The 22,722-nt window shown below is 71.5% G+C and carries 24 protein-coding genes; 17 read left to right on the top strand and 7 right to left on the bottom strand.

What is annotated here, in order from left to right:
* Positions 1-33: 33 nt before the first annotated feature.
* Entirely contained in the window at positions 34-1,899 is a 1,866-nt protein-coding gene (locus tag QC385_RS41520) for a VWA domain-containing protein (RefSeq protein ID WP_279546597.1), read from the bottom strand.
* Between the two features lie 280 nt (positions 1,900-2,179).
* Between QC385_RS41520 and QC385_RS41515 the strand changes: the two genes are divergently transcribed.
* A complete protein-coding gene (locus QC385_RS41515; protein WP_279546596.1) occupies positions 2,180-4,273 on the top strand; it encodes a PhoX family protein in 2,094 nt (697 codons plus the stop codon).
* Positions 4,274-4,327: 54 nt separating this feature from the next.
* On the opposite strand, the gene QC385_RS41510 is transcribed toward QC385_RS41515, so the two are convergent.
* Together QC385_RS41510 and QC385_RS41505 are read right to left on the bottom strand one after the other, a co-directional pair.
* Positions 4,328-5,326 carry an endonuclease/exonuclease/phosphatase family protein gene (locus QC385_RS41510; protein ID WP_279546595.1) on the bottom strand — a complete coding sequence of 333 codons (999 nt, stop codon included), beginning with the start codon at positions 5,324-5,326 and terminating at the stop codon, positions 4,328-4,330.
* A gap of 76 nt (positions 5,327-5,402) precedes the next feature.
* Positions 5,403-6,242 (bottom strand): alpha/beta fold hydrolase, encoded by an 840-nt coding sequence (locus tag QC385_RS41505; RefSeq protein ID WP_279546594.1) that lies wholly within the window; start codon positions 6,240-6,242, stop codon positions 5,403-5,405.
* Positions 6,243-6,321: 79 nt separating this feature from the next.
* On the opposite strand from QC385_RS41505, the gene QC385_RS41500 reads away from it, so the two are divergent.
* Positions 6,322-7,668, top strand: a complete 1,347-nt coding sequence (locus QC385_RS41500; RefSeq protein WP_279546593.1) for an aminotransferase-like domain-containing protein — start codon at positions 6,322-6,324, stop codon at positions 7,666-7,668.
* On the opposite strand, the gene QC385_RS41495 is transcribed toward QC385_RS41500, so the two are convergent.
* Together QC385_RS41495 and QC385_RS41490 are read right to left on the bottom strand one after the other, a co-directional pair.
* On the bottom strand, positions 7,565-8,536 hold the full coding sequence (locus QC385_RS41495; RefSeq protein WP_279546592.1) for a hypothetical protein: 972 nt from the start codon (positions 8,534-8,536) through the stop codon (positions 7,565-7,567). The two genes, QC385_RS41500 and QC385_RS41495, sit on opposite strands and share 104 nt — an antisense overlap.
* 100 nt (positions 8,537-8,636) lie before the next feature.
* The gene (locus QC385_RS41490) at positions 8,637-9,077 is read right to left on the bottom strand and encodes a hypothetical protein (protein ID WP_279546591.1); all 441 of its coding nucleotides are present in this window, start codon (positions 9,075-9,077) and stop codon (positions 8,637-8,639) included.
* A 249-nt stretch (positions 9,078-9,326) separates the two neighbouring features.
* Here QC385_RS41490 and QC385_RS41485 point away from each other — a divergent pair, with 249 nt between their 5' ends.
* The 5 genes from QC385_RS41485 (at position 9,327) to QC385_RS41465 (ending at position 15,350) form a co-directional block, all read left to right on the top strand.
* Positions 9,327-10,388, top strand: coding sequence for a hypothetical protein (locus QC385_RS41485; protein WP_279546590.1), 1,062 nt, complete (start codon positions 9,327-9,329; stop codon positions 10,386-10,388).
* A 125-nt stretch (positions 10,389-10,513) separates the two neighbouring features.
* On the top strand, positions 10,514-10,849 hold the full coding sequence (locus QC385_RS41480) for an effector-associated constant component EACC1 (RefSeq protein WP_279546589.1): 336 nt from the start codon (positions 10,514-10,516) through the stop codon (positions 10,847-10,849).
* 4 nt (positions 10,850-10,853) lie between these two features.
* Positions 10,854-13,349, top strand: a complete 2,496-nt coding sequence (locus QC385_RS41475; protein WP_279546588.1) for a caspase family protein — start codon at positions 10,854-10,856, stop codon at positions 13,347-13,349.
* On the top strand, positions 13,349-14,761 hold the full coding sequence (locus QC385_RS41470) for an extracellular solute-binding protein (RefSeq protein ID WP_279546587.1): 1,413 nt from the start codon (positions 13,349-13,351) through the stop codon (positions 14,759-14,761). The genes QC385_RS41475 and QC385_RS41470 overlap by 1 nt, the downstream gene beginning before the upstream one ends.
* Before the next feature lie 106 nt (positions 14,762-14,867).
* On the top strand, positions 14,868-15,350 hold the full coding sequence (locus tag QC385_RS41465; RefSeq protein WP_279546586.1) for a hypothetical protein: 483 nt from the start codon (positions 14,868-14,870) through the stop codon (positions 15,348-15,350).
* Positions 15,351-15,580: 230 nt separating this feature from the next.
* Here QC385_RS41465 and QC385_RS41460 read toward each other — a convergent pair whose 3' ends face one another.
* Positions 15,581-15,958 carry an ATP-binding protein gene (locus tag QC385_RS41460; protein WP_279546585.1) on the bottom strand — a complete coding sequence of 126 codons (378 nt, stop codon included), beginning with the start codon at positions 15,956-15,958 and terminating at the stop codon, positions 15,581-15,583.
* A gap of 86 nt (positions 15,959-16,044) precedes the next feature.
* Here QC385_RS41460 and QC385_RS41455 point away from each other — a divergent pair, with 86 nt between their 5' ends.
* The 3 genes from QC385_RS41455 to QC385_RS41445 are packed head-to-tail and all read left to right on the top strand — an operon-like array spanning position 16,045 to position 17,238.
* Positions 16,045-16,893, top strand: coding sequence for a helix-turn-helix domain-containing protein (locus tag QC385_RS41455; RefSeq protein ID WP_279546584.1), 849 nt, complete (start codon positions 16,045-16,047; stop codon positions 16,891-16,893).
* Positions 16,853-17,053, top strand: coding sequence for a DUF397 domain-containing protein (locus QC385_RS41450; RefSeq protein ID WP_279546583.1), 201 nt, complete (start codon positions 16,853-16,855; stop codon positions 17,051-17,053). The genes QC385_RS41455 and QC385_RS41450 overlap by 41 nt, the downstream gene beginning before the upstream one ends.
* Positions 17,050-17,238 carry a DUF397 domain-containing protein gene (locus tag QC385_RS41445; protein WP_336621355.1) on the top strand — a complete coding sequence of 63 codons (189 nt, stop codon included), beginning with the start codon at positions 17,050-17,052 and terminating at the stop codon, positions 17,236-17,238. Before QC385_RS41450 ends, QC385_RS41445 begins: the two co-directional genes overlap by 4 nt.
* Here QC385_RS41445 and QC385_RS41440 read toward each other — a convergent pair.
* A complete protein-coding gene (locus QC385_RS41440) occupies positions 17,228-18,886 on the bottom strand; it encodes an Ig-like domain-containing protein (protein ID WP_279546582.1) in 1,659 nt (552 codons plus the stop codon). The two genes, QC385_RS41445 and QC385_RS41440, sit on opposite strands and share 11 nt — an antisense overlap.
* Positions 18,887-19,147: 261 nt before the next feature.
* On the opposite strand from QC385_RS41440, the gene QC385_RS41435 reads away from it, so the two are divergent.
* The 7 genes from QC385_RS41435 to QC385_RS41405 form a co-directional block, all read left to right on the top strand.
* Positions 19,148-19,399 carry a hypothetical protein gene (locus QC385_RS41435; RefSeq protein ID WP_279546581.1) on the top strand — a complete coding sequence of 84 codons (252 nt, stop codon included), beginning with the start codon at positions 19,148-19,150 and terminating at the stop codon, positions 19,397-19,399.
* A gap of 36 nt (positions 19,400-19,435) precedes the next feature.
* Complete coding sequence (gene lxmK, locus QC385_RS41430) at positions 19,436-20,611, top strand: class V lanthionine synthetase subunit LxmK (RefSeq protein WP_279546580.1); 1,176 nt, start codon at positions 19,436-19,438, stop codon at positions 20,609-20,611.
* Positions 20,608-21,630: a T3SS effector HopA1 family protein gene (locus QC385_RS41425; protein WP_279546579.1), complete on the top strand. Its 1,023-nt coding sequence runs from the start codon at positions 20,608-20,610 to the stop codon at positions 21,628-21,630. The genes lxmK and QC385_RS41425 overlap by 4 nt, the downstream gene beginning before the upstream one ends.
* A gap of 100 nt (positions 21,631-21,730) precedes the next feature.
* Positions 21,731-21,922: an LxmA leader domain family RiPP gene (locus QC385_RS41420; RefSeq protein WP_279546578.1), complete on the top strand. Its 192-nt coding sequence runs from the start codon at positions 21,731-21,733 to the stop codon at positions 21,920-21,922.
* A 107-nt stretch (positions 21,923-22,029) separates the two neighbouring features.
* The gene (locus tag QC385_RS41415) at positions 22,030-22,224 is read left to right on the top strand and encodes an LxmA leader domain family RiPP (protein ID WP_190198376.1); all 195 of its coding nucleotides are present in this window, start codon (positions 22,030-22,032) and stop codon (positions 22,222-22,224) included.
* Between the two features lie 87 nt (positions 22,225-22,311).
* Positions 22,312-22,494, top strand: a complete 183-nt coding sequence (locus QC385_RS41410) for an LxmA leader domain family RiPP (RefSeq protein ID WP_190198377.1) — start codon at positions 22,312-22,314, stop codon at positions 22,492-22,494.
* Positions 22,495-22,580: 86 nt separating this feature from the next.
* The coding region (locus QC385_RS41405; RefSeq protein ID WP_336621356.1) for an LxmA leader domain family RiPP at positions 22,581-22,722 on the top strand (142 nt) is incomplete at its 3' end.

Genomic DNA, 22,722 nt, shown 5'->3' with positions numbered 1-22,722 from the left:
TCCATGTCCACCCCCCGGGTTCCGCGGGTGGTGCTACGGGCGCCAGTTCGCCAGTACGCCCTCGTAGAGCTCCTTGTCCGTGAGCTCGCGGGGGGTTTCGCCGGCGAGGAAGTGGGACGTGTTGGGGGTCTTGAGCTTGCGGAGGTAGTCGAAGGCCTTGTTCTCCGGGTCGCCGAAGGCGACGAAGGAGAAGAAGACGGCGGGGTGGGTCTTGGCGGCCTCGGTGAGGGACTGGGTGGCGGGGGTCTTGGCGTCGGGGGCGCCGTCCGTCTGGAAGATCACCAGGGCCGGGGTGCCGGGGGTCGCTTCCTTGCCGTGGTGGGCGAGGACCGCTTCGACGGCTGCGTGGTAGCTGGTGCGGCCCATGCGGCCGAGGCCGGCGTGCAGGTCGTCGATCTTGTTCTCGTGGTCGGTGAGGGTGATCTCGCCGGTGCCGTCGAGTTCGGTGGAGAAGAAGAAGACCGGGACGGTGGCCTCGGGGTCGAGGTGTGCGGCGAGGGCGAGGGTTTGTTCGGCGAGAGCCTGGGCCGAGCCGTCCTTGTAGTACGGGCGCATGGAGGCGGAGCGGTCGAGGACGAGGTAGACCTTGGCCCGGGTGCCGGTGAGGTCGTGCTGCTTGAGGGAGGTGGTGGCGGCCTTGTAGGCGGTGGTGAGGCTGGGGGCGCGGGTCTTGACGCGGGTGAGGGGGACGGCGGGGGCGGGGGTCGGGCCGGGCTCGGCCTCGCCTTCGGCTTCAGCCGTGTCGTTGTTCCCAGCCGCGGCACCCGTGCTGCTTTCGTCGGCGGGTGCGGGCGGCCCCTGTGGGGCGGAGTCGCCGTCGGCGGCTGCGGGTGCGTCCACCGCCTTGGGTGCCGGCTCCGCCTTGGGTGCCGGCTCCGCCTCGGGGGTGGGCTTCGCCTCGGCCTCGGGCTCCGCCTCGGCCTCGGGCTCCGCCTCGGCCTCGGGCTCCGCCTTGGGCGCCGGCTCCACCTCGGGGGTGGGCTTCGCCTCGGCCTCGGCCTCAGCCTTGGGCGCCGGCTCCGCCTCGGGCGTCGGCTTCGCCTCGGCCTCGGGCTCCGCCTCGGCTTCGGAGGACGACTCGGGCTCCGCGGGCTCCTGGGCCTCGGCGACGGTCGGCTCCTCCGCCGGGTCCGTCGACGTCGGCTTCTCCGCCGTGGTCGCCTCCGTCGGCTTTTCGGCAGGCTCCTCAGCCGTCGGCTTGGCCTCCGCGTTCGCTTCCGCCTCGGTGTCAGCCTCTGCCGCAGGCTTTTCGGCGGCCGTCGGCTCCTCCGCCGTCGGCTTGGGCTCGGCCTCCGGCTCAGCGTCTGCCTCTGCCTCCGCTGCCACCGCCGCAGGCTTCTCCGCAGCCGTCGGTTCCTCCACGGCCTGCGGCTTCTCCGCCACCGGCTCCTCGACAGACGCTGGCTCGTCGGCGGCCGGGCGCTCCTCCTCCACCGTCGGCTTCTCGGCCAGCGTCGGCTCCTCCGCAACCGCCGGCTTCTCGACGGCCGCCCGCTCCTCCGCAACCGCCGGCTTCTCGACGGCCGCCCGCTCCTCCGCAACCGCCGGCTCCCCGGCGACCGCTCGCTCCTCAACCCCCGGCTTCTCCGCCGTCGTCCGCTCCGGCTCGTCCTCCGCGGAGCGCGCAGGCCTGGGCACCGTCACGTTGTCGAAGATCATGGACACGAGGTCGTGTTCGCCGCGGGCGTCCGGGACGTCGGCCGTCGGGCCGGGGGTCGGTTCCGGAGAGGGCGACGGGACCTTCGGTTCCGCCGCGGCGGGTGTGGGGGACTGCGGCGTCGGTGAGTCCTGGGAAGGGGTTTCCCCCGTCGGGGTGGTCTGCGCCGCACCCTCCGCCTCGGCGGTCCGTGATTTGCGTGACCGTCCGAACGCGTTCCGCAAGAGAGTGAGAATGCCCATGTGCGCGCAACCCTTCGCGTGAGTTGAAGCCCGTCAATCCCTGGCCAGGACGGACACGTAAGGTTAGCGGCCCTCCTGGGTGATCTTGGGCAGGGTCAGGTGTGCGGGGTACCGGCTGTCAAGAGGGACATCCGGCCTGCGAAGGTGTCGCCGTGCTGAATGGCCCTAACTGCCGTAAGGCCGCCGCAGGTTCACTCGCTGTTCACCCTGGCGCCCGGCTGCCGCACATATGTGCCCCTACGGTCACGCTGACACCATGGGCATCCAAGGAGAGAGCAAAGTGCGAAAGCTGCTGCCGTTGATCGGAACGCCGTCCGGTTCGCACCCTGGCGGCCGGTCCGCCATGACCTGTCGTTTCCGGTGTGGTGACGCCTGCTTCCACGAGGTGCCCAACACCAGCTCCAACGAGTACGTCGGTGATGTGATCGCCGGTGCGCTCAGCCGCCGGTCGATGATGCGGGCCGCGGCCGTGGTGACCGTGGCCGCCGCGGGCGCGGGGGCTGTGGGTGTCGCGCAGGCTCCGCAGGCCGGCGCCGCCCCGGCCGGTGCCGTCCCGGCCGGCGCCGCCGCCGAGGCCGCTCGGCGCAAACACAAGGGCGCGCGCGGGCTGCGCTTCGCGCCCGTCGCGCCCAACACCACCGACGCCGTGACCGTGCCGGAGGGGTACCGGCAGAACGTCGTCATCCGCTGGGGCGAGCCCATCCTGCGGGGTGCGCCCGCCTTCGACCCGGAGAAGCAGACCGCCAAGGCGCAGGCCGGGCAGTTCGGGTACAACTGCGACTTCCTCGCCCTGCTCCCGTTGCCCGGGGAGCGGAACAGGCAGCTGCTCGTCGCCAACCATGAGTACACCGACGAGGTGCTCATGTTCCGGGGGTACGACGCCGCGAACCCCACCCGTGAGCAGGCCGAGATCGCCTGGGCCGCGCACGGGCTGTCCGCCGTCGTCGTGGAGGGGGACCGCAAGACCGGGAAGCTCACCCCCGTTCCGCGGCACCAGCTCAACCGCCGCGTCACCGCCACCACCGAGTTCCGGCTCACCGGCCCCGCCGCCGGGTCGGACCTGGTGAAGACCTCCGCCGACCCGACCGGTACGAAGGTCCTGGGCACCCTCAACAACTGCGCCGGCGGCACCACGCCCTGGGGCACGACCCTGCACGGCGAGGAGAACTTCAACCAGTACTTCGCCAACAGCAGCCGTGCGACCGACAAGCGGTACGGCATCGGGACCGGGGCCAGCGAGCGGAAGTGGGAGCGGTTCGACAAGCGGTTCGACGTCGCCCAGGAGCCGAACGAGGTGCACCGCTTCGGGTACGTCGTGGAACTCGACCCGTACGACCCGACCTCCACGCCCCGCAAGCACACCGCTCTCGGCCGCTTCAAGCACGAGGGTGCGACCGTCCGGCTCACGGCGGACGGTCGTCCCGTCGTCTACAGCGGTGACGACGAGCGGTTCGACTACTTCTACAAGTTCGTCGGCAGCAAGCGGATGAAGCACGGCCACGGCCGCGCGGTCCGCGAGCACAACATGTCCCTGCTCGACGAGGGGACGCTGTACGTCGCCAAGCTCACCGGTGACTCCCCCGCCATCGAGATCGACGGCACGGGCAAGCTGCCGAGCGACGGCGAGTTCGACGGCAGCGGCGAGTGGATTCCGCTGGCCACCGCCACCGCCGACGGTGCCGTCTCGCACGTGGACGGGATGAGCGCCGAGGAGGTGTTCGTCTTCACCCGTCTCGCCGGTGACAAGGTGGGCGCGACGAAGATGGACCGGCCCGAGGACATCGAGCCCAACCCGGTGACCGGCAAGGTGTACGTCGCCCTGACCAACAACAGCAACCGTGGTGTCGGCTCCAACGCCAAGGCGGACGAGGCCAATCCGCGCAACGCCAACAAGCACGGGCACGTGCTGGAGCTCACCGAGCGCTGGAACCGGCCCGAGAGCACCGGGTTCGCCTGGTCGCTGTTCCTCGTCGCCGGTGACCCGGACGACCCGGCGACCTACTTCGCCGGGTTCCCGAAGGAGGGCGTCAGCCCGATCTCCTGCCCGGACAACGTCGCCTTCGACCCCTACGGCAACCTGTGGATCTCCACCGACGGCGCGCAGCTCGGTTCGCACGACGGCCTGTTCGGCGTGGCGACCCGGGGTGAGCGGCGCGGTGAGCTGAAGCAGTTCCTGACCGTGCCGAAGGGTGCCGAGACCTGCGGTCCGATCATCCAGGACCGGCGCGTGCTGGTCGCCGTGCAGCACCCGGGCGAGATCGACGGCGCGTCCGTGGAGAAGCCGGCCAGCACCTGGCCCGACGGGCCCGGGAAGTACGTCCGGCCTGCGGTCGTGGCCGTGTGGCGTGCGGACGGTTGCGACATCGGCGTCTGACCAAGCCACGACAGCGGCAGGTAGGGGGCGCCCGACGGGCGCCCCCTACCTGCCTTACCGGCCTTCGTGCAGCGTCAGGTCCGTCACCACCGCCCGGTGGTCCGTGCCGGCCACGTCCAGATTGCGCGTGCGGTCGGCCCCGAAGTGCCTGGACACCAGGACGTGGTCGATCTGCGCGCCGAACGTCGGGGCGGTCCGGGCCGGCCAGGTGGCCGTGCGGTCGGCGTCGTCCAGGCGGGCGGCGTCGCTCAGGCCGGTGTCGAGGATGCGGCGGAATGCGGCGTGGTCCTGGGAGGCGTTGAAGTCGCCCGCCAGGACCAGGGGCGTGCCGCGGTCGGCGGTGGCCGCGTCGCGCAGGGCGCCGAGTTCCCTGTTCCAGAGGTCCACCTGGCCGGGGACCGGGGGCATGGGGTGGGCGAGCTGGAGTCGTACGGGATGCCCGTCAACGTCGGCGATCGCCCCGGGCATGCCCATGGTGCCGGGGACGCCGTCGGTGGGCCGCAGCGGGAAGCGGCTGAGGATGGCGGAGCCCTCGGAGCCGCCGCCCTCGACGGCCCGGCGGTGCGGGTAGTCCCGGGAGAGGTCGTCCTTCAGCCGCGCGTCACATTCGTATTCGCATTCCTGCACGAAGACGATGTCGGGCTTCTCGCGGCGGACGGCGGCGACCAGGGACCCGGTGCCCCGCCCGAACTCGACGTTCGAGGTCAGTACGCGCAGTTCGGCGACCGGGCGGCCGACGGGGTCGCCGACCTTGCCGTACGGCTCGATGAACCAGGCCAGCAGGCCGAGCAGGACCACGCCCCAGGCGGTCCCGAGCCACCACCGGGACAGCAGGGTGAGCAGCAGCGCCAGGCCGGTCGGGGCGAGCAGCCAGGGGAGGAAGGCGATGACCTGCGGGACGGGCGTGATGCCGTCGCTGTCGGCGGTCCGGAAGCCGACGACCACGCTGACCGCGGCGAGCAGCAGGGCGGCGCACCAGGCGCCGGGCCGCCGTCCGGGCGGACGGTGTTCCGGCCCGTCGGTGGCGGTCCACTCGGCAGCGGCGGTGTCCAAGGCCCGGCCTTCCGTTCGCGGGTGGGGTGCCCGAATCCTCCCTCAGGGTTCGAGGGGTGGGTGCCCGAATCCTCCCTCAAAGACGGGGTGGGGCGGCGGAAGGTTGCCGGCGGCCGGTGTCCCCGGGCCGTGCGTCGACGCGGGCCAGGAACTCCCCGAGCGCCTTGTCGAACTCCTCGGGGCGTTCGAGGTTCGGCATGTGGGCCGTGCCGTCGATCACGTGCAGGGCCGAATCCGGGAGGGCCGCGTGCATGGCCCGGGCGTCGGAGACGGGGGTGTAGGTGTCGTCGGCTCCCACGACGACCAGGGCCGGGACGGTCACGCGGGTCAGCAGGGCGGCGTAGTCGGGGCGCCGGGCGCGGGCGCGCAGGGCCGCTGCGGCGCCCTTGGGTGAGGTGGCCGTCATCATGCGGTGGACGTGGGCCTTGACCTCGGCGGTGGCGTACGGGGCGACCATCCGCTTCAGGACCTCGTCGGCGTAGCCGCGCATGCCTTCCCGCAGGAGGCGGTCGGCCATGGCGTCGCGGGTGCGGACGCCCTCCGGGGTCTCGGCCGCGGGGAAGGTGTCCGCGAGGACCAGGCCGCGGACGCGGCCGGGGAACAGGCGGTAGCAGTCCATCGCGATCTGGCCGCCCATGGACAGACCGGCGAGGACGAAGGACTCCACGCCCAGTTCGTCGAGCAGGGCCTCGATGTCCCGGGCGAACTGCGAGAAGTCCGTGAGGACCGGTGCCGTCGGGGAGGCGCCGTAGCCGCGCAGGTCGGGGGCGATGACGCGGCGGGCCGCGGAGAACGTGGCGAGCTGCGGGTCCCACATCGTGCGGTCGAAGGGGTGGCCGTGGATGAGAACCAGGGGGACAAGGGGCTGCCGGGAGGTTACGGGGCCTTTGGCCTCGTATGCGAGGAAGGGTGCCATGGGACGACCCTAGGCAGCTGCCATTACTCAGTGCAATAAGATCTTTGCTCTCGGTGCAATCCAAGGGGGAGACCGATCGATGGGTGACTACCGCCGTATCGCCGACAGGATCGCCGACGACATCGCCAGCGGGCGGCTGAAGCCCGGTCAACGGCTGCCGCCGCAGCGGGCCTTCGCCCGGCGCCGGGGGATCGCCTCGTCGACGGCCGGGCGGGTGTACGGCGAACTCGTACGGCGCGGGCTGGTCGTCGGCGAGGTCGGGCGCGGGACCTACGTACGGGCCGCCCCGGACGGGCCGGCGGGGCGGGCGCTCGCCGAGCCCGGACCGGCCGACGCCCCCGTCAACCTGGAGCTCAACTACCCCAGTGCGCCCGGTCAGCCGGAGCTCCTCGCCCCCGTCCTCGCGCCGCTGCTGCGTCCCGACGTGCTGGCCGAGGCGCTGCTGCCGGCCGCCGCCACCGGTACCGAGTCCGCCCGGGAGGCCGCGGCCACGCTCCTCGCCACCCCCGGCTGGCGGCCCGCCCCGGACCGGCTGCTGTTCACCGGCAACGCACGGCAGGCCATCGCCGCCGCGCTGGCGTCCCTGGTCCGGCCGGGCGGCCGGGTCGGAGTGGAGCAGCTGACGTATCCGCTGGTCAAGGAGATCGCGGCGCGGCTGGGCATCACCCTGGTGCCGCTGGCCGGTGACGCGGCCGGGCTGCTCCCGGAGGCCGTCGCCGCCGCGCACCGGACGGCGCCGCTGTCCGCCCTGTACGTGCAGCCGACGCTGCACAACCCGACGTCCCTGACCACGACTCGCCCCCGCTTACTCCAACTCGCCCAGCTGGTCCATGACTTGAACCTGCCCGTCGTGGAGGATCGCATCTGGTCCTTCCTGGACGACCCGGGCGATCCGCTCGCCGCTCACGCCCCCGCGCTCACCCATGTCGTCGACGGTCTCTCCAAGCGGGTCGCCCCGGGGCTCACCGTCGGTTTCCTCGTCGTGCCGCCGCACCGGGTCGGGGCCGTGGCCGGTGCCGTGCGGTCGGGCGGGTGGAGTGCCGGGCGGTTCGCGCTGGAGGCGGCCGTGCGCTGGGCCGGGGAGGGGACCGTGGCGCGGCTGGTGGCGGCCAAGCGGGCGGACGCGGCGCGCAGGCAGGAGATCCTCGCCGAGGAGCTCGCGGGCTTCGCCGTACGGTCCGATCCGCGCGCCTACTTCGCCTGGTGGGAGCTGCCCGCCCCGTGGCGCGCCGACACCTTCACGGGGGCCGCCGCCGCGCACGGCATCGCCGTCACGCCCGGCCCCGCCTTCGCCGTCGCTCCCGGTCACACGCCCGACGCCGTCAGGCTCGGGCTCGCGTCGGCTCCGGAGCCGGATCTGCGCCGGGCGCTGCGGACGCTCGCGCACATCGCCGCGAGGCGAGCCGGGGACCGTACCGGCCGGTGAGCCACGAGCCGAGCGCCACTGTCAGGCCGAAGGCGAACAGCAGCCAGGACACCGTCAGCAGGGTGGCCGTCAGGGCGTCGTAGACCGCGCCGGCGGCCGGCCGGTGGAGCGTGTCGGGCAGGTCGGCGAGGGTGAGACGGCGGCCGATCGCGACGGCCAGGACGAGCAGCCCGCCGCCCAGCGCCGTGCCGAGGCCGAGCGCGGTGACCGCGTGGCGGCGGCACGCGGCGAGGGCGATCCCGGCCACGGCGCACACGGCGGCGGTGAGCGGCAGCCAGAAGGCGGCGGTGTCCAGCACGTGGTACCCCTTGCGCAGTCGGTCCAGGTCGTCGGCCGGGAGCACCGGGACCCGGGCGTGCGGGACCGGGATGCGGTGGGCGAACGGAACGCGATCGTCGGTGAGGCGGCGTTTGACGCGGGCGACGACCGGCGCGACGTCGACGGTGACGGCGGCCGCGCGCGTGCCGTCGTCGCGCACGGCGCGCAGCACGGCCTCGTGGACGGCGTGGTTCGCCGCGTCCCAGCCTGTGCGGAACGCCTCGGTCCGGGTGAACGAGCGCGCCGCGTCGTGTACGAAGGGCCCGACCGTGCCGGGCGGCGGGCCGTTGTCGAACTGGTGACCGGCCTCGCGCATGATGCCGTCCCCGACGGCGTCCGCGACCGCGCGCTGCACGTCCGGGTCGGAGGCGAGCGGCGCCATCGCCCGGACGTAGCGGCCGGTGTCGGCCAGCCCGTGCGCCGCCCAGGAGGCGAGCGTCCCGAACGGCGCGAGCAGGCACGCGAGGGCCAGCAGAACGGCCGACAGGGCGTTCCGCGGTCGTCGGAGGGGCGCCTGCTCGGGTACGGGCGCCCGGTCGTGCTCGGACACCCTTCCAGGCAAGGCGTCCGGGGCCCGGCCCGCGACCGGCGTGACTGCATTCGGGCCCACAAGCCAAGCCGGACGTGTCGCACCGCCCGCCGGTACGTCGTCACTCGACGCGTCGGCCGGAGGCGTCCTCGTGTGTGTAGTAGCGGTAGAACAACGTCACGAGGATGCCCGCGCCGACCACCAGCCCCACCCCGGTGGACCGCAGCACGGACTCACCGGTCTGGCTGTAGAGGAAGCCGATCGCGCAGCCGGTGAAGGCGAACCAGATCAGCGCGTGCAGTTCGCGCCGCAGCCGGGGTGCGACCTCCCGCACGGCGGCGTACAGCACGGCGAACACGAGCGCGGTGAGGAAGCCGAACAGCAGGTTCCAGCCCGTGATGGGCCCGGCGTCGCGCCGGTTGGCCGCGGCCCAGTAGCCGTAGACGAGCCCGAGGACGACGGGTACCGCGACCTTCGCCATGGCGTGGGTGCGGGGACTGAAGACATCGGGTGTACGGCGTCGCGTGGTCACCTTGCGTGAGGCGGGTGCCGCATGAGCCATGAGAGCTCTCCTCTCTCCCTGCCTACCAGGGCACACCGGCGGGGACCCCCCGGCAAGTCGGGACGGCACGGCGCCGCGCTTCGGTGGGTGCCTGGCCGGTGGCAGAACCGTCTTCGCCGTGCGTCGCCGGGCCGTCCCCGAGGAGGGGGGCGAAGCACCCGAAGGCGGACGTTTGCGGTCCTGTGGCCCACCTTTGCAGCCGCAGCGGTTACGGTGCTGCCGTACGTGATCGACAGGGGGAGGGACGAGATGCCCGGAACCGTGCTGCTGCTGGCGGCCTCGCCGGTGGGCAAGGGGCGCCTGGTGGACGCCGCGTCCGTGCTCCCCGTCCTGGCCGCCGTCCCACCCGGCGTACTGGCCGGCACGGACACCGCGAACGTCGTCGAACTCGCCGACCCGCTGGAGCCGCAGGCCGTCCTCACCCGGCTGCGCGCCGCCGCGGCGGCCCCCGGCCCGCTCACCGTGTACGTCACCGGCCAGCTCCAGCTCGACCGCCGCCAGCGCCTGCCCCACCTGGCGCTGGCCCGCACCACCGCGTCCACCGCCCGCTACACGGCCTTCCCCTGGCACTGGTTCCGGGACGAACTGCGGCTCAGGCCCGCCGGCGCGACGACCCTCATGCTCGACCTGCACGCGGACGCCGAGACCTGGGAGCTGCTGCGCGGCACCCCGCTGGACGCGGGCCGCGGCAACGCCGTGCACGGCCGCATCGCGCCCCCGCCGTCCAGACGCGCGGTCGCGGCACCCGCGTACATGAAGGCCGTCGCGACGATCCTGCGCAGTGGCTTCCGGCCGCCGCTGGAGCAGTTGCACCAGCAGGCGCTGTCCCGGATCGCGCCGGAGAGCGCGGGCACGGACATCGTGCTGAGCACGCCGGGCCCCTCGGCCGGTGATCCGCACGCCGCCATCACCGCCGCCGTCCAGTCCGGCCGCCACCCGGAGGCCGACGCGCTCGCCGCCCGGCACGAGCAGGCCGCCGTCGCCGCGCACGGGCCCGCCTCCGAGGAGGCCCTGCACTGGGCCGAGGTCCGGGCCGACCTGGCGATGTTCGCCGGGGACGCGGGCCGCAGCTGCCACACCTGGCTGACGGTGGCCACCGTCCGCCTGAACGCCGGGCAGGCGCCGGACGCGCCCGCCGTCGAGGCCGCCGTGGACCGGGCCCACCACCAGTGGGGCCAGGTCCGCGACACCGCCCGCGCCCGCGAACTGGGCGCGGCGCTCGCCGAGTTGCGGGGACGGGTCCCGGGGCGGCGCGAGGGGGCGCTCGATCATGTGCAGCGGCAGTTGAGGCAGTTGCAGACCCAGCCCTGACCACGCGTGCGCCGTGTGCGCTTGGCGTGAAGGGGGCGCGCAATCGCTTGCACAGGTCTCGTCACAGGTCTGCCGCCGAGGCCTGACCCGGTGTCATGATGTCGGACATGACAGAGGGGGACCGAGTGGCTGTCTTAGGCGTACGCGTGCGGCTGGGCGCCGGCGCGACCGTGGACGATGTCAGAGCCCTGAAGACGTGGCTGGAGCGGGAAGAGCCGCTGGAGCGACTCGTCTCCGAACGCCACCTGACCATCGAGGAGCAGGCCGGCACGGACGGGGCCGACGGGCGGATGGGGCCCGACATCGAGCTCGTTCTGAGAGTGCTCGGTGACGTGGTCACGCTCGCGGCACTGACCGAGTACACCGCACGCGCGGTGAAGACCTGGACCAACAACCGCCGAAGGCTCCAGCGCGGCGATCCCGATCCACAGATCCGCCCGCTGGACCCCGGCAGGGAGTAGGGCGGTGGTCCGCTTCGACCCGCGCGGCAAGGTGAACCGGGCGCTGCTGGTCGGTGTGTCCGAGTACGACCACACGGCACCGCATCCACAGGGCGTCAACGGCCAGCTCCCCGCCGTGCGGCACAACCGGGTGCTGCTCGACGACGCGCTGAACCGGGGCGGTGTCTTCGGTGCGGGCGAGGTGAAGACACTGCCCTCGCCGACCCCGGACGACTTCACGGGGGCGCTGCGCCGCGCCTGCGACGAGGCCAGGGGGCTGCTGCTGCTCTACTTCGCCGGGCACGCCGTCACCTCCACCGCCGGCGACGAGCTGCATCTCCAGATGCGCACCGCGCGGGTGCTCACCGGCAACGGGCTGCCCGGCTCGGTCACTTTCAGCCTGGTGCTGGGTGAGCTCGCCGAGAGCAACGCCGAGCAGGTCGTGGTGATCCTCGACTGCTGCTACGCGGGCAACGCCGCGGGAATCTGGCACCGCCTGGACGATGCCGATCGGGCCAGGGTCCTGCTGCTGATGAGCGTGCAGCCCAACCGCTGCATCCTGGGCGGGGACGCCGACATCGCGACGCCGTTCACCCGCGAGGTGGTGCACGTCCTCGACGGGGGCGGGGAGGTGTGGCTCTCCCAGCTGTATGCCGCGGTGAAGCAGCGGATGGCCGAGGCGAAGTACAAGGCGGAGGACAACGACTCGCAGCGGCCGCAGGCCGCGGCTCCCCCCTGGGACTCGGACGACGTCCTGCTGGCGGCGGGCCCGGCCCCGCCACCGCCGCTGCCGAAGCCCTCCTGGCTCCAGCGCACGCTCGCCCGGGCCGGCCAGGTTGTCCGCCGGCTCGGCCGCACCGGCCTGGTGGCCGTGCTGGGGCTGATCGCCACCGGAGCCGGCGGCTACGGCTTCCTGGTCCTGGCCGGCGACTCCGGCGACTGCGCCCCGGCACTGGAGCTGCGTCTCCTCACCGACCCCGACCTGGAACCGGCGATCAAGGCGGCCATGGACGACTACGTCGCCTCGGACGCCAACACCACGGACGACGGCTGCCGGCGCAGCGGCGTCACCGTCTACAGCTCCGGTGCCGCAGGCGTGGTGACCGCGTTGAGCAAGCGGACCGACGCCTGGCAGCAGCCGCGCGACGACGACAACCCGCAGCGGGACATCGGCCCGCAGCCGGACGTGTGGATCCCCGCCACGCGCGCGGACGTCCTGCGGGTCACCGCGTCCCAGGAGGACCGCGTCTTCGCCCATCTGACGGCGGACGACGAGCCGTTCGCGTACTCACCGGTCGTCCTGGCCGTCCCCAAGGGCCTGGACGACGCCGTCGAGCCCACCGGGCGGACGCTGTCGCAACTGATCAGCGATCTCGAACAGGCGCCCGGCGAGGCCGAAGTGCACCGCCCCGACCCGGCGTTCGCCGACGCGGCGCTGCTGGCGACCGTCGGCCTGTACGGCGGCCGAGCCGACGCGCGCGGCGCGGAGCTGGACATCACGCAGTCCGGCCGGCCCGAGCCCTCGGCCGTCAGGCTGCTGTGCACGCTGGCCGACACCCACGCCGTGGACGACCGCAGCGCGGCCCTGGTCCCGGAGTTCCTGCTCAGGAGCGGCGTCGGCTGCCACCCGGCCACGCGCGCCCCGCGCACCGCCGCCTACCCGGACGACGTCCCCGGCCTGGAACCCACGTTCGTGCGGGTGCGCTGGGACGACGCCACGCGGGACGACGACGCGCGGACCACCGAGACGGACCGCCTGCGCTCCTGGCTGACCGGCGACGAAGGCCGGAAGGTGCTCGGCGAGCACGGCTTCAGGTCCGCACAGGGCGAGCGACGCCTGCTCGACCCGAAGTCGGTCCGCGACGGGCTGATCGACGAGGTCCGGCCGGCGGATTCCGCCGAACCGAAGGAGATGGACGACGCGCTGGAGAGCTACGGCAACGCGCACGGCCCCGGCCGGGTCCTGTTCCTCCTCGACAGCTCCGGCTCGATGGCCGGTCTGTGGGACGGCTCCAGCGGCGGCCCCGGCATCATCGAGCAGACCCTGACCGGGCTCGGCGGGGAGGACGAGTTCGGGGCGTGGGCGGTGCACGGTCTCAAGGGCCGCACGCACACCGACCTCCTGCCCTTCGGCACGCACGCCCGCCGGGACGTCGAGCGCGCCCTGGGCGCCGCCCGGGTGCGGAACGCGGAAGCCGATCCGTCCGCCGCCCTGCTGGACGCCCTGGAGTTCATGCGGGAACGCGGCGCCGGGGACGAGCGGCCGCAGCTGATCGTGTACCTCACCGACGGCGAGGACGACAGCCGCCTGTCCGGCGACGGACTCGAGCGGGTGCTCGATCGGGCCCGGTCCGCCGGTGTGCCCGTGGCCATGGTGACCCTGAAGAACGGGGCCTGTGACCGGGACCGTCCCGGCACGCTGATCGCGGAGGCCGGCCGGGGCCGCTGCCTGGACGCCGGGGACGACCTCGTGCCCGCCCTGCGCGACGAGGTCGCCCGCACCGGAACGGGGGAGGAATGATGGCCCGACGCCTGACGGCCGCCTCGCTGTCCCTGCTGTCGCTGCTGACGTTCACGGCCTGCACCGGCGGTGACGCACAGGAGCAGCCGGCGGACGCCGACTCCTCCCGCCGGATCGTGGTGGCCAGCGGCCAGGACGTCACCGGCAAGAACGGCATCCGCCAGCAGCTCATCGACGCCTGGAACGCCAAGGAGGGCGAACACGGCTACCGTGCCCGCCTGGTGGAGCTGCCCGGCTCCGCGGACCAGCAGCGCAGCCAGCTGCTCGGGGCCCTCCAGTCCGGCAGCGCCGAGTACGACGTGGTGAACCTGGACGTGACCTGGATCCCGGAGTTCGCGGAGGCCGGCCGGATCCGCCCGCTGGACGACTCGGCGGTCGAGGAGCCCGAGGACCTCATCAAGTCCGTGGACAGGACGTCGTACTGGGACGGCAAGCGGTACGCGGTCCCCTTCAACAGTGACGCGGGCCTGCTGTACTACCGCAAGGACCACCTGGTGAAGGCGAGCGCCTCCCGGACCGACCTCGGCGGCGACGACGTCAGCTGGGACGGGCTCCGGGAACTGCGCGGCCCCCTCGACGACGCCGGGATCGACGACTACGAGGCGATCTGGACCACCCAGCTCGCCGCGTACGAGGGCCGCACCGTCAACGCGATCGAGGCGTTCGCCTCGGCCGTACCGAACTTCCGGCTGACCGACGGCGAGGGCAACTATGTCGCCACCGAGGAGCAGTTGACGACGGGGCTGACCGAACTGTGGGAGCGCACGCAGTCGCCGTACCTCCTGGAGGGGTCCGCCGAGTCCCGCGAGGCCGAATCGCTCAGCGCCTTCGCCGAGGGCCGCACCACCTTCCTGCGGCACTGGCCGTACGTCTACCCGACCCTGCACGAGACCTTCGGGGAGGACCTCGGTGTGGCCCGGCTGCCCGGCAAGGCGGTGCTCGGCGGCCAGAGCCTGGCCGTCACCTCGTCCACGTCCGAGCGGCGGGCCGCGAAGGCGGCCGAACTGATCGCGTTCCTCACCGACCCGGACAGCGAACGCTGCCTGCTGCGGGCCGGTTTCGCCGCGACCCGCACCTCGGTCTACGACGAGGCCGACACGGCCCCCGACTGCCGGCACGCCCGCGCGTACGCCGAAGGACCCACGGCGTCCCCGACCGGCGAGAGCACAGGCCGTATGCCGCCCGACGAGATGGCCGACGGCACCAGCTACTTCCGCCACATCCTGCGCCCGGCCCTGGGCGCGGCGGTGGAACGTGCCCGCACGCCCCTGTACGGAGCGGTGACCCACACCCTCACCACCGAACTCGACGCCCTGTACGGCCCGCCACGAGGGCCGGGCGGAAGCCGGCCGGGCGTCGCGGAGATCGCGAAAAGCCTTGACGATGCATTGAGGAAGATTTTGCCCGGTTGATTTTCCTCCCGGTGATGTTCACATTTCCTCCATTGCTTACGTGTGTCCCGGTGGGTAGCGTCTTTTTCGCACTGACCATGCAATTCGAAAAACGCGAAAAACGGGGATGGACTTCGTGAGCATACGAAGCAAGGTAATTTCTGCTGCCGTCACCTTCGCCATGACCGGGGCGCTGTGCGGCGCCGGGGCACAGGCGGCACAGGCGGCTCCGGCCCAGCCGGAACTCCGCGCCGGAGCGGACGAGATCTGCGCGGTCCTGGGGATCGGCAGCGGCGCGGGCGGCCTCACCAAGGCGCTGGCCAAGGGCGCTTCGTGGGTGGGGATCGGCGCCAGCATCGGGTGCTACGCGTACACCAAGGCCAAGGAGGCCACGCCCGCGCAGAAGCGGGCCGCCATGATCGCCTCCTACAAGAAGTACCAGGCGATGAGCGACATCAAGAAGCTCGATGCGCTGGGCTACTACTGCCGCAAGAAGAGCGGCGGTGGTGGCGGCACCGATGTCGCGCCCGCCAACCCGACCGTGAAGGTGGGGTACCGCGACATCAAGATGAAGGGCGTGACGTACAAGTGCACGGCTACCGGGGACTGACCGGCCGCCGTGGCCCGGGCTATGGAGAACGCCTGCTGTTCTCCATAGCGCTGGTCGTGGTGAGCCTGTTGTGGATCACGCGGGACATGGCGGCGTGGGCGACGGCGACCTGTGCGGTTGGCGCCGCCGGTGGAGCGGTCGGGGTTTGTTACTTCGGCTGGCGCTACATTCGCGCCCGCGAGAATTCGCAGTAGCCGAACTTTTTGGGGGTGAATTCGTTCCCGCTGAATTCACCCCCCGAATTCTTTGCTCACGTCACACTCGAACCAGACGGTCTTGCCGGGCCGGCCGGGCAGTGGGGTCCACCCCCACCGGTCCGTGACGGTGTCGACGATGAGTACGCCGCGTCCGTCCTCGGCGAGTTCGTCCACAGCTGTGGACAGCGGCGGCCGCGGGCACGTGTCCGTGACCTCCACCCGCACCCCGCGCCCGTCCGGCCGCCGCGTCATCAGCGCCGCGGCGCGCCGGTCGGGCGTGTGGCGTACGACGTTGGCGACCAGCTCGGTGAGCGCGAGACAGGCCGGATCGCACAGTTCGGCCATCTCCCAGGCGGTGAGGTAGGCCCGGAGGATGCGGCGCAGATGCCGGGCGGCAGTTGCGTGATTCATGACACCAGCGTGAAGTCGCGTGGTTACTCTCGGCTACAGACCGAAATGAACGCCGCGCCGCGTTCGGACCTGAGGGTGAGCGCTTCATGCCCAACATCCGCCGACTCGACCCCACCGCCTCGCCGTTGGACCACTTCGGCTCGGAGCTGCGCCGGTACCGCGAGAGTGCGGGGCTGTCCCAGAAGGAACTGGGGGACTGCATCTTCTGCACGGGCTCGCTGGTAGGCCAGATCGAAACCGCGCACAAGGTTCCGACCAGGGAGTTCGCGGAGCGGGCGGATGCGGCGCTCATGACGGACGGGTGTTTCTCGCGGTTGGTGGGGTTGGTTCTGCGGAGCCAGCTTCCTACGTGGTTTCAGGCGTATGCGGAGATGGAGGCGAAGGCGACCTACATCTCCACGTACCAGGCCCAGTTGGTGTACGGACTGTTGCAGACGCCGGAGTACGCGCGGGCGGTGCTGGGAGCACTTCAGCCGGAGAACCTCGACGAGTTGGTCGAGGCCCGGCTGGAGCGGCAGCGCCTCCTGCGGAAGGAGAAGCCGCCGCTGGTGTGGGTAGTGCTGGACGAGGCGGTGTTGTACCGGCCCATGGGCGGTCGGGAAGTGATGCGGAACCAACTGGCGCACCTGTTGCGTTTCCGGAACGAAAGGCGCTTGAAGATCCAGGTGCTTCCGTTCTCGGCCGGGGAGCACCCGAGTGTGCAGGGCTCCTACAACCTCCTGCGCCTCGATGACGACCCGGACATCGTCTACACCGAGGACTTCGTCCAAGGCCACATGACGGCCAATCCGGATAGTGTCAGCGAAGGTTGGCTCCATTACGATCAAGTGCGAGCTGCTGCCCTCTCGGTACGGGACTCGGCAGACCTGATCGCCCACGTGATGGAGGAGCGCTATGGAGACCAGCCTGCAGCTGAGGAGCGCGACGTGGCGTAAGTCGTCGTACAGCGGAAGCACTGGGGGCGATTGCGTCGAGGTCGCCGACCTCGGTGCTCCCGGAGTCGGCGTGCGCGACTCCAAGAACCCCGAGGTCGGGATCCTCACCGTTTCTCCGGAGGCCTACGCCGTCTTCGTCGCTCACGTGGCTGTGAAGTGACTGGCGTGCCGGTGCGGAGCGAGTGGCGTAAGTCGTCGCACAGCGGGAGCAGCGGCGGCGAATGTGTCGAGGTCGCTGACCTCGGACTCCGAGTCGGCGTTCGCGACTCCAAGCAGCCCGAGGTCGGGATCCTCACCGTCTCTCCGGAGGCCTACGTCGTCTTCGTCGCGTACGTCAGAGCTTGACCCTGGTGTAGACCGAGTTGGTGACCGTCTTCGGGGCGTACCGGGTGTCGCCCGTGAACTTCGCGCTGACCTTCGTGTCACGGGTCAGGCGGATCGTCGCCGAGAGGTCGTCGGCCGAGTTCACCGTGCCCTTCTTCACCAGCGTGTCCGGCTTGTCGGAGCCGTACGGGTCGGCCCAGATCTCGACCGTGCGGTTCTTGTACGTCGTGCCGAGATGCGCGGTGACGGTGACGTCACGGCCGTAGTCGTACACCTTGCCGTTGTCGGTCAGCGTCAGTGTGGTCGCCGTCCTGGCCACGGTCGTCGAGGCGGAGGCGGTGGCGCCCGCGTGGTCCGCGTCGCCCGCGTACGTGACCGTGTACGTCACCTTGCCACCGGCCGGCGGGGTGTCCGTGAAGGAGTACGAGCCGTCGGCGGCGACCGTCGCCGTGCCGAGGGGCTTGCCGGAGGGGGACTCGTCGTCGGTACGGGTGACGGAGACCTTCGTGCCCGCCGGGAACGCCGCCGATGAGGACAACGTGCCGGTGAGAGTGAGGGACTTGGCGCGCGTGGCCGTGGCAGGGGCGTTCGCCGTGAGGGTGGTGGACGTCTTCGCCGGGGCGTCGAGGATCCGCAGCGAGTAGACGTTGTTGTCGTTCTGCGAGATCGCGAACAGCTTGCTCTCGTCGGGTGCCCAGGCCAGGCCCGCCGGGGCCAGCGTGTCGGCGCCGCTGCTGGTGCCGGTGTTGGGGAAGTCGTACTGCTTCAGCGGCAACGACGTGCCCGGCTTGAAGACATGGACGTCCGGGTCGTACCAGGAGAACGTGCCCGCCGCGACGTCGCCGTTCGGGGCGTCCACCGCGTTCGGATAGGTGTTCGTGACGTACTTGCCGTCCGCTGACAGGTCCGAGAGCTCGTAGACCGGCTGGTAGTACGGGGCGCCGCTGGCCGTGACGACGCCCGTGCCGTCAGGCGTGACCGCGAGATCCTGGAGGTTGCCGCCGCCCGTGTCGCCCGGGTCGCGGGCGTACGCGGTACGGGTCGCCGTGCCGGAGGAGACGTCGTACACGGCGAGTTCGACCGGGCTCTGGCCCGGCGCCCCCGCGGCGAGCCTGCCCGGGGCGCCCGGGGAGGCGTCCAGGATCGGGGCCTCGTAGAACGTGCGGCTGGTGTCCTGGCCCAGGGTGAGGCCCGGGTCGGTGGCGTTCGGGTCGAGCGAGCCGATGTTGCCGTCGCCGGAAGCGCCGTAGCTGAACCACAGCTTGCCGCCGGCCAGGGCGACGTACGCCGGGCCGGCGCCCTGGCCCGTGGACCAGCGGCGGGTCTCGGTCGCCGTGGCCGTGTCGATCGCGACGATCGCGGTCGCGTCGTGCACGGCCGCGTACAGGGTGCCCGAGTCGGGCGACAGCTCCAGGCCGTGGACGCCGGGCAGCGAGCCGACGGTGCCGACGACCGTGCCGGCGTAGTTCGTGACGAGGACCTGGCCGGTGGTCGGGTCGCTGATGAAGACCCGCTGGTGGACCCCGTCGACGACGATGTCGCCGGTCGACTTCAGGGGCAGGGTCGTACTGGAGTCGGCCACGGCCGACCCGGCGCCGGTCGCGACGAGCGCGACCGAGCTGAAGAGGACCGCGAGCGCTGTCGCGGTAGGCAGAGTGCGTCTGCGCACGATGTTTCGAACCCCCCGGAACGAAAGACGTGAGGGCCGGACGCGGTGAACTGGCGCGCGTGCGGCCATGAGTGATCGAAGGTTAGCCCCGATCTCGCATGAGGTCTGTCAGCTTGCTGGCGAGCCTCTTGCTGGTTCAGGGCGGACGCCTCCAACACTGCATCAAGCTGACTGGCCCCTGCAGCAACATGACATTGCTTCCTCTGGAGTGAGTCCACGGCGGCTGACAGAGTGTTCTCCAGAGGAACTCAAGGGGGAAAAATGAGCAGGAAATTTCACAGTGCCGTTTCGAAGTCTGTTCGCCTCGGCGCGACGGTTGCCGCGGCACTGGTGATTTCCGGGTCGTCGATGCTGGCCGGAAACGCATTCGCGGCAGACAATGAGCCGGCCGCACCGTCCGCCACGCTTTCCGGGGGGGAAATTCCCGGTTTCGTCGAGCATCTTGTCACCGAGGTCTCCGAAATTCCGGGGAACATCGTCCGCACACCCGGCCCGGTCAACGGCTGGCAGTAGGCCGACCCGTCAACTCTTCGGACTTTGTGAGGGTTTGTGGAGAAGAACAACGCGGCGGGGTTCAAGCCGCGAGATCTGGACGAGGTCCCGTCCGTGGACGCGCTCCTCGTGGAACTGGGGACAGGTCCTTTCATCCGGGACACCCTGGCGGCTCCGGTCGGCCGGAACGACTCCTGGACCGGCGCGACCACCAGCGGGCGGAAGGTCTTCGTCAAGCACCTGATAGGGGCGGACCCGGACGTCCGGTCCCGTATGCGCCGGCTGCTGTCGTTCGAGCGTTTCGCCGAGGGACTGCCGACGGCGGCGTTGCGCGGTCCGGCATTCCTCGGCGCCGACGAGGCGGCCGCTCTGGTGGCCTACGACTACGTCGAGGGCGCGCGCAGCGGTGCGGAGTTGATGATCGACGAGACATTCGGTCCGGAACTCGCCGAGAAAATCGGCAGGGCGATCGGACTGCTGCACGGGGCGCCCGCACCGGATTCCATCGAATTCGACGTCTCGCTGCCGTTCCATCCGCCGTCGGGATTTCTCCGAGGACTTCCGCTGCCGGTGTTCGAGTCGCTGAGTTTCGCGGAACTTCAGGGCTGGCGGCTCATGCAGACCGACACGTCACTGGTCGAGGCCATCGGGGAATTGCGGGCCCGGGAGCGAGAGGCACCTCGGGTGCCGTCCCACTGCGATCTGCGCGTCGACCAGTTCCTGGTGACGGGCGACGACTTCCTGGTGACGGACTGGGAGGAGTTCCGGCTGGCGGACCCGGCCCGTGACGTCGGCGCCTTCGCCGGCGAGTGGCTGCACCGTTCCATCCTCGACATCGTCACCACGCGCGGCGACTCGGGGTTCGCGGACATCGAGCTGACACACGGGGCGGTGCTCAGCCGCGGGGTGGAGAAGCTGCAACGACTCCTGCCACTGGTACGCGCCTTCTGGCACGGCTACCGGCAGGTCCGTCCTGACCTGGACGGCTCACTCGCCACCCGGGCCACGGCGTACGCCGGCTGGCATCTGCTCGACCGGCTGATGGCCGGCGCGTCCCGGACGTCCAGGCTCTCCGGCATCGAGCGGGCGGCGGCGGGAATCGGCCGGGCGGCGCTCATCACCCCGGAGAGGTTCGTGACCACGCTCGGATTCGAGGACCGCCCCGACGAAGCAACCAGCGAAGGCAGCGACCAAGGCACCGACGAACGTGCCTGGGAAGGCAGAGCGGCATGAGCGAGAGACGGCCGGCCACCGTGCCGAGCTTGGCGCCACGGCTGCGGGACGCCCTCGACCGGGTGAGAGTCGCACCGGACCGCGCCCGTGCGTGGGTGGACGACCGCCTGGTCGAGGCGGACAGCCCGCGGGAGATGCGCCGACTGCTGGCGGAAGCCCTGTACGACATCCTGCACGCCGGGCAGTTCGTGGAGAAGGGAGCCTTGTCGTTCCGCCTGCGGGACACGGCCTTCGAGCGTGTCCTCGGCGCGGCGGTTCCGCACGAGCGCAGCACCGCGCGTGCCCGGGTGCACATTCCCGCGGCCGGGGACGACGGCACGGAGCCGCGCGCCCTGGTCGAGCGGGACGGGGTGCGGGTGTGGGTGCCCTCCGGGAGCATCCGGGAGGACGGCCCACTCGCCGCCGGTCAGGTGGTGACCCTCGACGTACCCGCGCGCCGGCCGGCCCTGTCACCCGGGTTCTTCGTGGTGGACGGTTCGCTGCCGCGCAGTCCGCACCGTGAACTGCTGCGCGTGTACGTCCACATCGAGCGCTGGGAGGACGCCGCACCGGTGTGGGCGGGGGCGCTCGGCCACCTGGAGGACCAGGGGGTGGCGTACCGCTCGAAGATCCTCTCGGCCAAGGCCCTGTATCCCCGGCGGGACGCCCTGGTGGTCTACCTGGGACAGGAGATGTGGCCGCAGGTGCCCCGGCTGGCCGAGACGCTGCGGAGCCTGCCGGGAATCGGGCAGGAGACCTCCGTGTTCGCCGACACGGTGGCTCCCGGCGTGGCCGTGGCCCTGGAACCCGCGGACGACCGGCCCGGGATGTCCGGTCTCAGCTTCGGCCAACACCGGGCCACGGCTCTGGCCCAGGCCCTGCTCGACAGCGCGGCCGACGGAACGCCCCTGGAAGAGGCCGTCGTCGCCCGCTTCACCGAGGCGGGAATCGACCCCGCCCGTCCGGCGCGCAACAGCGCCTCCCCTGAGTTTCCGGCGGTGCTGGAAAGCCCGCAGGATGCCGGCCTCGTGTCCGCCTGAAGTGAAATCGCAGGCGCCGTAAGGCCGTTACGCCGGAATTCCGGCACCGACGAACGCATCACGACCCTCACGAACACATCACGACAGGAAGGGGAATTCGATGGACAAGTCTGTGGCGATCATGGAGCTCGTTTCGAACTACGACGCCTACACGGACGTCGAAGAGCTGAACATCTCGGCGGCTGCCGACGCCCCGGCGACCACCCCGGTGTGCGCCATCGGCGCCAGCTCCGGCGTGTGCGCCTCCGCCGTGAGCGCCGCCGGCGCCCTCACCTACCACAAGGGCTGCTGACCGGTCGCTCCTCCGGTCTGAACCAAGGAGCTCTCCGCTTTCCGCAGTGACGGCGTTCGCATTCCCGCGGCGCCGGTGAAGAGAAATACACCAAGAAGGAGAATTCGATGGACAAGTCTGTCGCGATCATGGAGCTCGTTTCGAACTACGACGCTTACGCGGACGTCGACGAGCTGAACATCTCGGCGGCTGCCGACGCCCCGGCGACCACCCCGGTGTGCGCGGCCAGCGTCGCCAGCTCCAGCTGGTGCGCCGCCTCCGCGAGCGCCGTCAGCGGCGCCACCTACGAGCTGACCTGCTGACCAGGTCGCTCCCCAGTCTGCCGGCATCAGGCCGGTAGTCACGGTCGGCCGATGAGCCGGCAGTGACCGCATGGAGAGGGAGTCCCCATGGAGAAGACCACCGCGATCATGGAGCTGATGGCCGGTTACGAGGCCTACAGCGATGTGCGTGAGCTGAATGTGACGGCCGCCGCCGAGGCGCCCGCCACCTCGCCCGCCTGCATCGCCAGCGCCACCGCCAGTTTCGTCGCCAGCCAGTTCTCGGCGCGGACGATCGACGGCGGCTGCTGAACCGAGGAACTCTCCGCTTTCCGTAGTGACGGTGTCCGCATTCCCGTGGCGCCGGTGAAGAGAGATCAACCGAGAAGGAGAATTCGATGGACAAGTCTGTGGCGATCATGGAGCTCGTTTCGAACTACGACGCTTACGCGGACGTCGACGAGCTGAACATCTCGGCGGCTGCCGACGCCCCGGCGACCACCCCGGTGTGCGCGGCCAGCGTCGCCAGCTCCAGCTGGT

The sequence above is a fragment of the Streptomyces sp. DH10 genome (genome assembly GCF_029813805.1).
GTDB lineage: Bacteria > Actinomycetota > Actinomycetes > Streptomycetales > Streptomycetaceae > Streptomyces > Streptomyces coeruleofuscus.
Note: the sequence above shows the minus strand (reverse complement) of the source record. Positions and strands in the feature narration are given on the sequence as shown.

What these genes read in the sequence shown, in the direction of transcription:
- QC385_RS41520 (WP_279546597.1), bottom strand. Translation starts at nt 1,899, where the DNA reads ATGGGCATTCTCACTCTCTTGCGGAACGCGTTCGGACGGTCACGCAAA.
- QC385_RS41505 (WP_279546594.1), bottom strand. Translation starts at nt 6,242, where the DNA reads ATGGCACCCTTCCTCGCATACGAGGCCAAAGGCCCCGTAACCTCCCGG.
- QC385_RS41500 (WP_279546593.1), top strand. Translation starts at nt 6,322, where the DNA reads ATGGGTGACTACCGCCGTATCGCCGACAGGATCGCCGACGACATCGCC.
- QC385_RS41490 (WP_279546591.1), bottom strand. Translation starts at nt 9,077, where the DNA reads ATGGCTCATGCGGCACCCGCCTCACGCAAGGTGACCACGCGACGCCGT.
- QC385_RS41485 (WP_279546590.1), top strand. Translation starts at nt 9,327, where the DNA reads ATGCCCGGAACCGTGCTGCTGCTGGCGGCCTCGCCGGTGGGCAAGGGG.
- QC385_RS41470 (WP_279546587.1), top strand. Translation starts at nt 13,349, where the DNA reads ATGGCCCGACGCCTGACGGCCGCCTCGCTGTCCCTGCTGTCGCTGCTG.
- QC385_RS41465 (WP_279546586.1), top strand. Translation starts at nt 14,868, where the DNA reads ATGGACTTCGTGAGCATACGAAGCAAGGTAATTTCTGCTGCCGTCACC.
- QC385_RS41460 (WP_279546585.1), bottom strand. Translation starts at nt 15,958, where the DNA reads ATGAATCACGCAACTGCCGCCCGGCATCTGCGCCGCATCCTCCGGGCC.
- QC385_RS41455 (WP_279546584.1), top strand. Translation starts at nt 16,045, where the DNA reads ATGCCCAACATCCGCCGACTCGACCCCACCGCCTCGCCGTTGGACCAC.
- QC385_RS41450 (WP_279546583.1), top strand. Translation starts at nt 16,853, where the DNA reads ATGGAGACCAGCCTGCAGCTGAGGAGCGCGACGTGGCGTAAGTCGTCG.
- QC385_RS41435 (WP_279546581.1), top strand. Translation starts at nt 19,148, where the DNA reads ATGAGCAGGAAATTTCACAGTGCCGTTTCGAAGTCTGTTCGCCTCGGC.
- QC385_RS41425 (WP_279546579.1), top strand. Translation starts at nt 20,608, where the DNA reads ATGAGCGAGAGACGGCCGGCCACCGTGCCGAGCTTGGCGCCACGGCTG.
- QC385_RS41420 (WP_279546578.1), top strand. Translation starts at nt 21,731, where the DNA reads ATGGACAAGTCTGTGGCGATCATGGAGCTCGTTTCGAACTACGACGCC.
- QC385_RS41415 (WP_190198376.1), top strand. Translation starts at nt 22,030, where the DNA reads ATGGACAAGTCTGTCGCGATCATGGAGCTCGTTTCGAACTACGACGCT.
- QC385_RS41410 (WP_190198377.1), top strand. Translation starts at nt 22,312, where the DNA reads ATGGAGAAGACCACCGCGATCATGGAGCTGATGGCCGGTTACGAGGCC.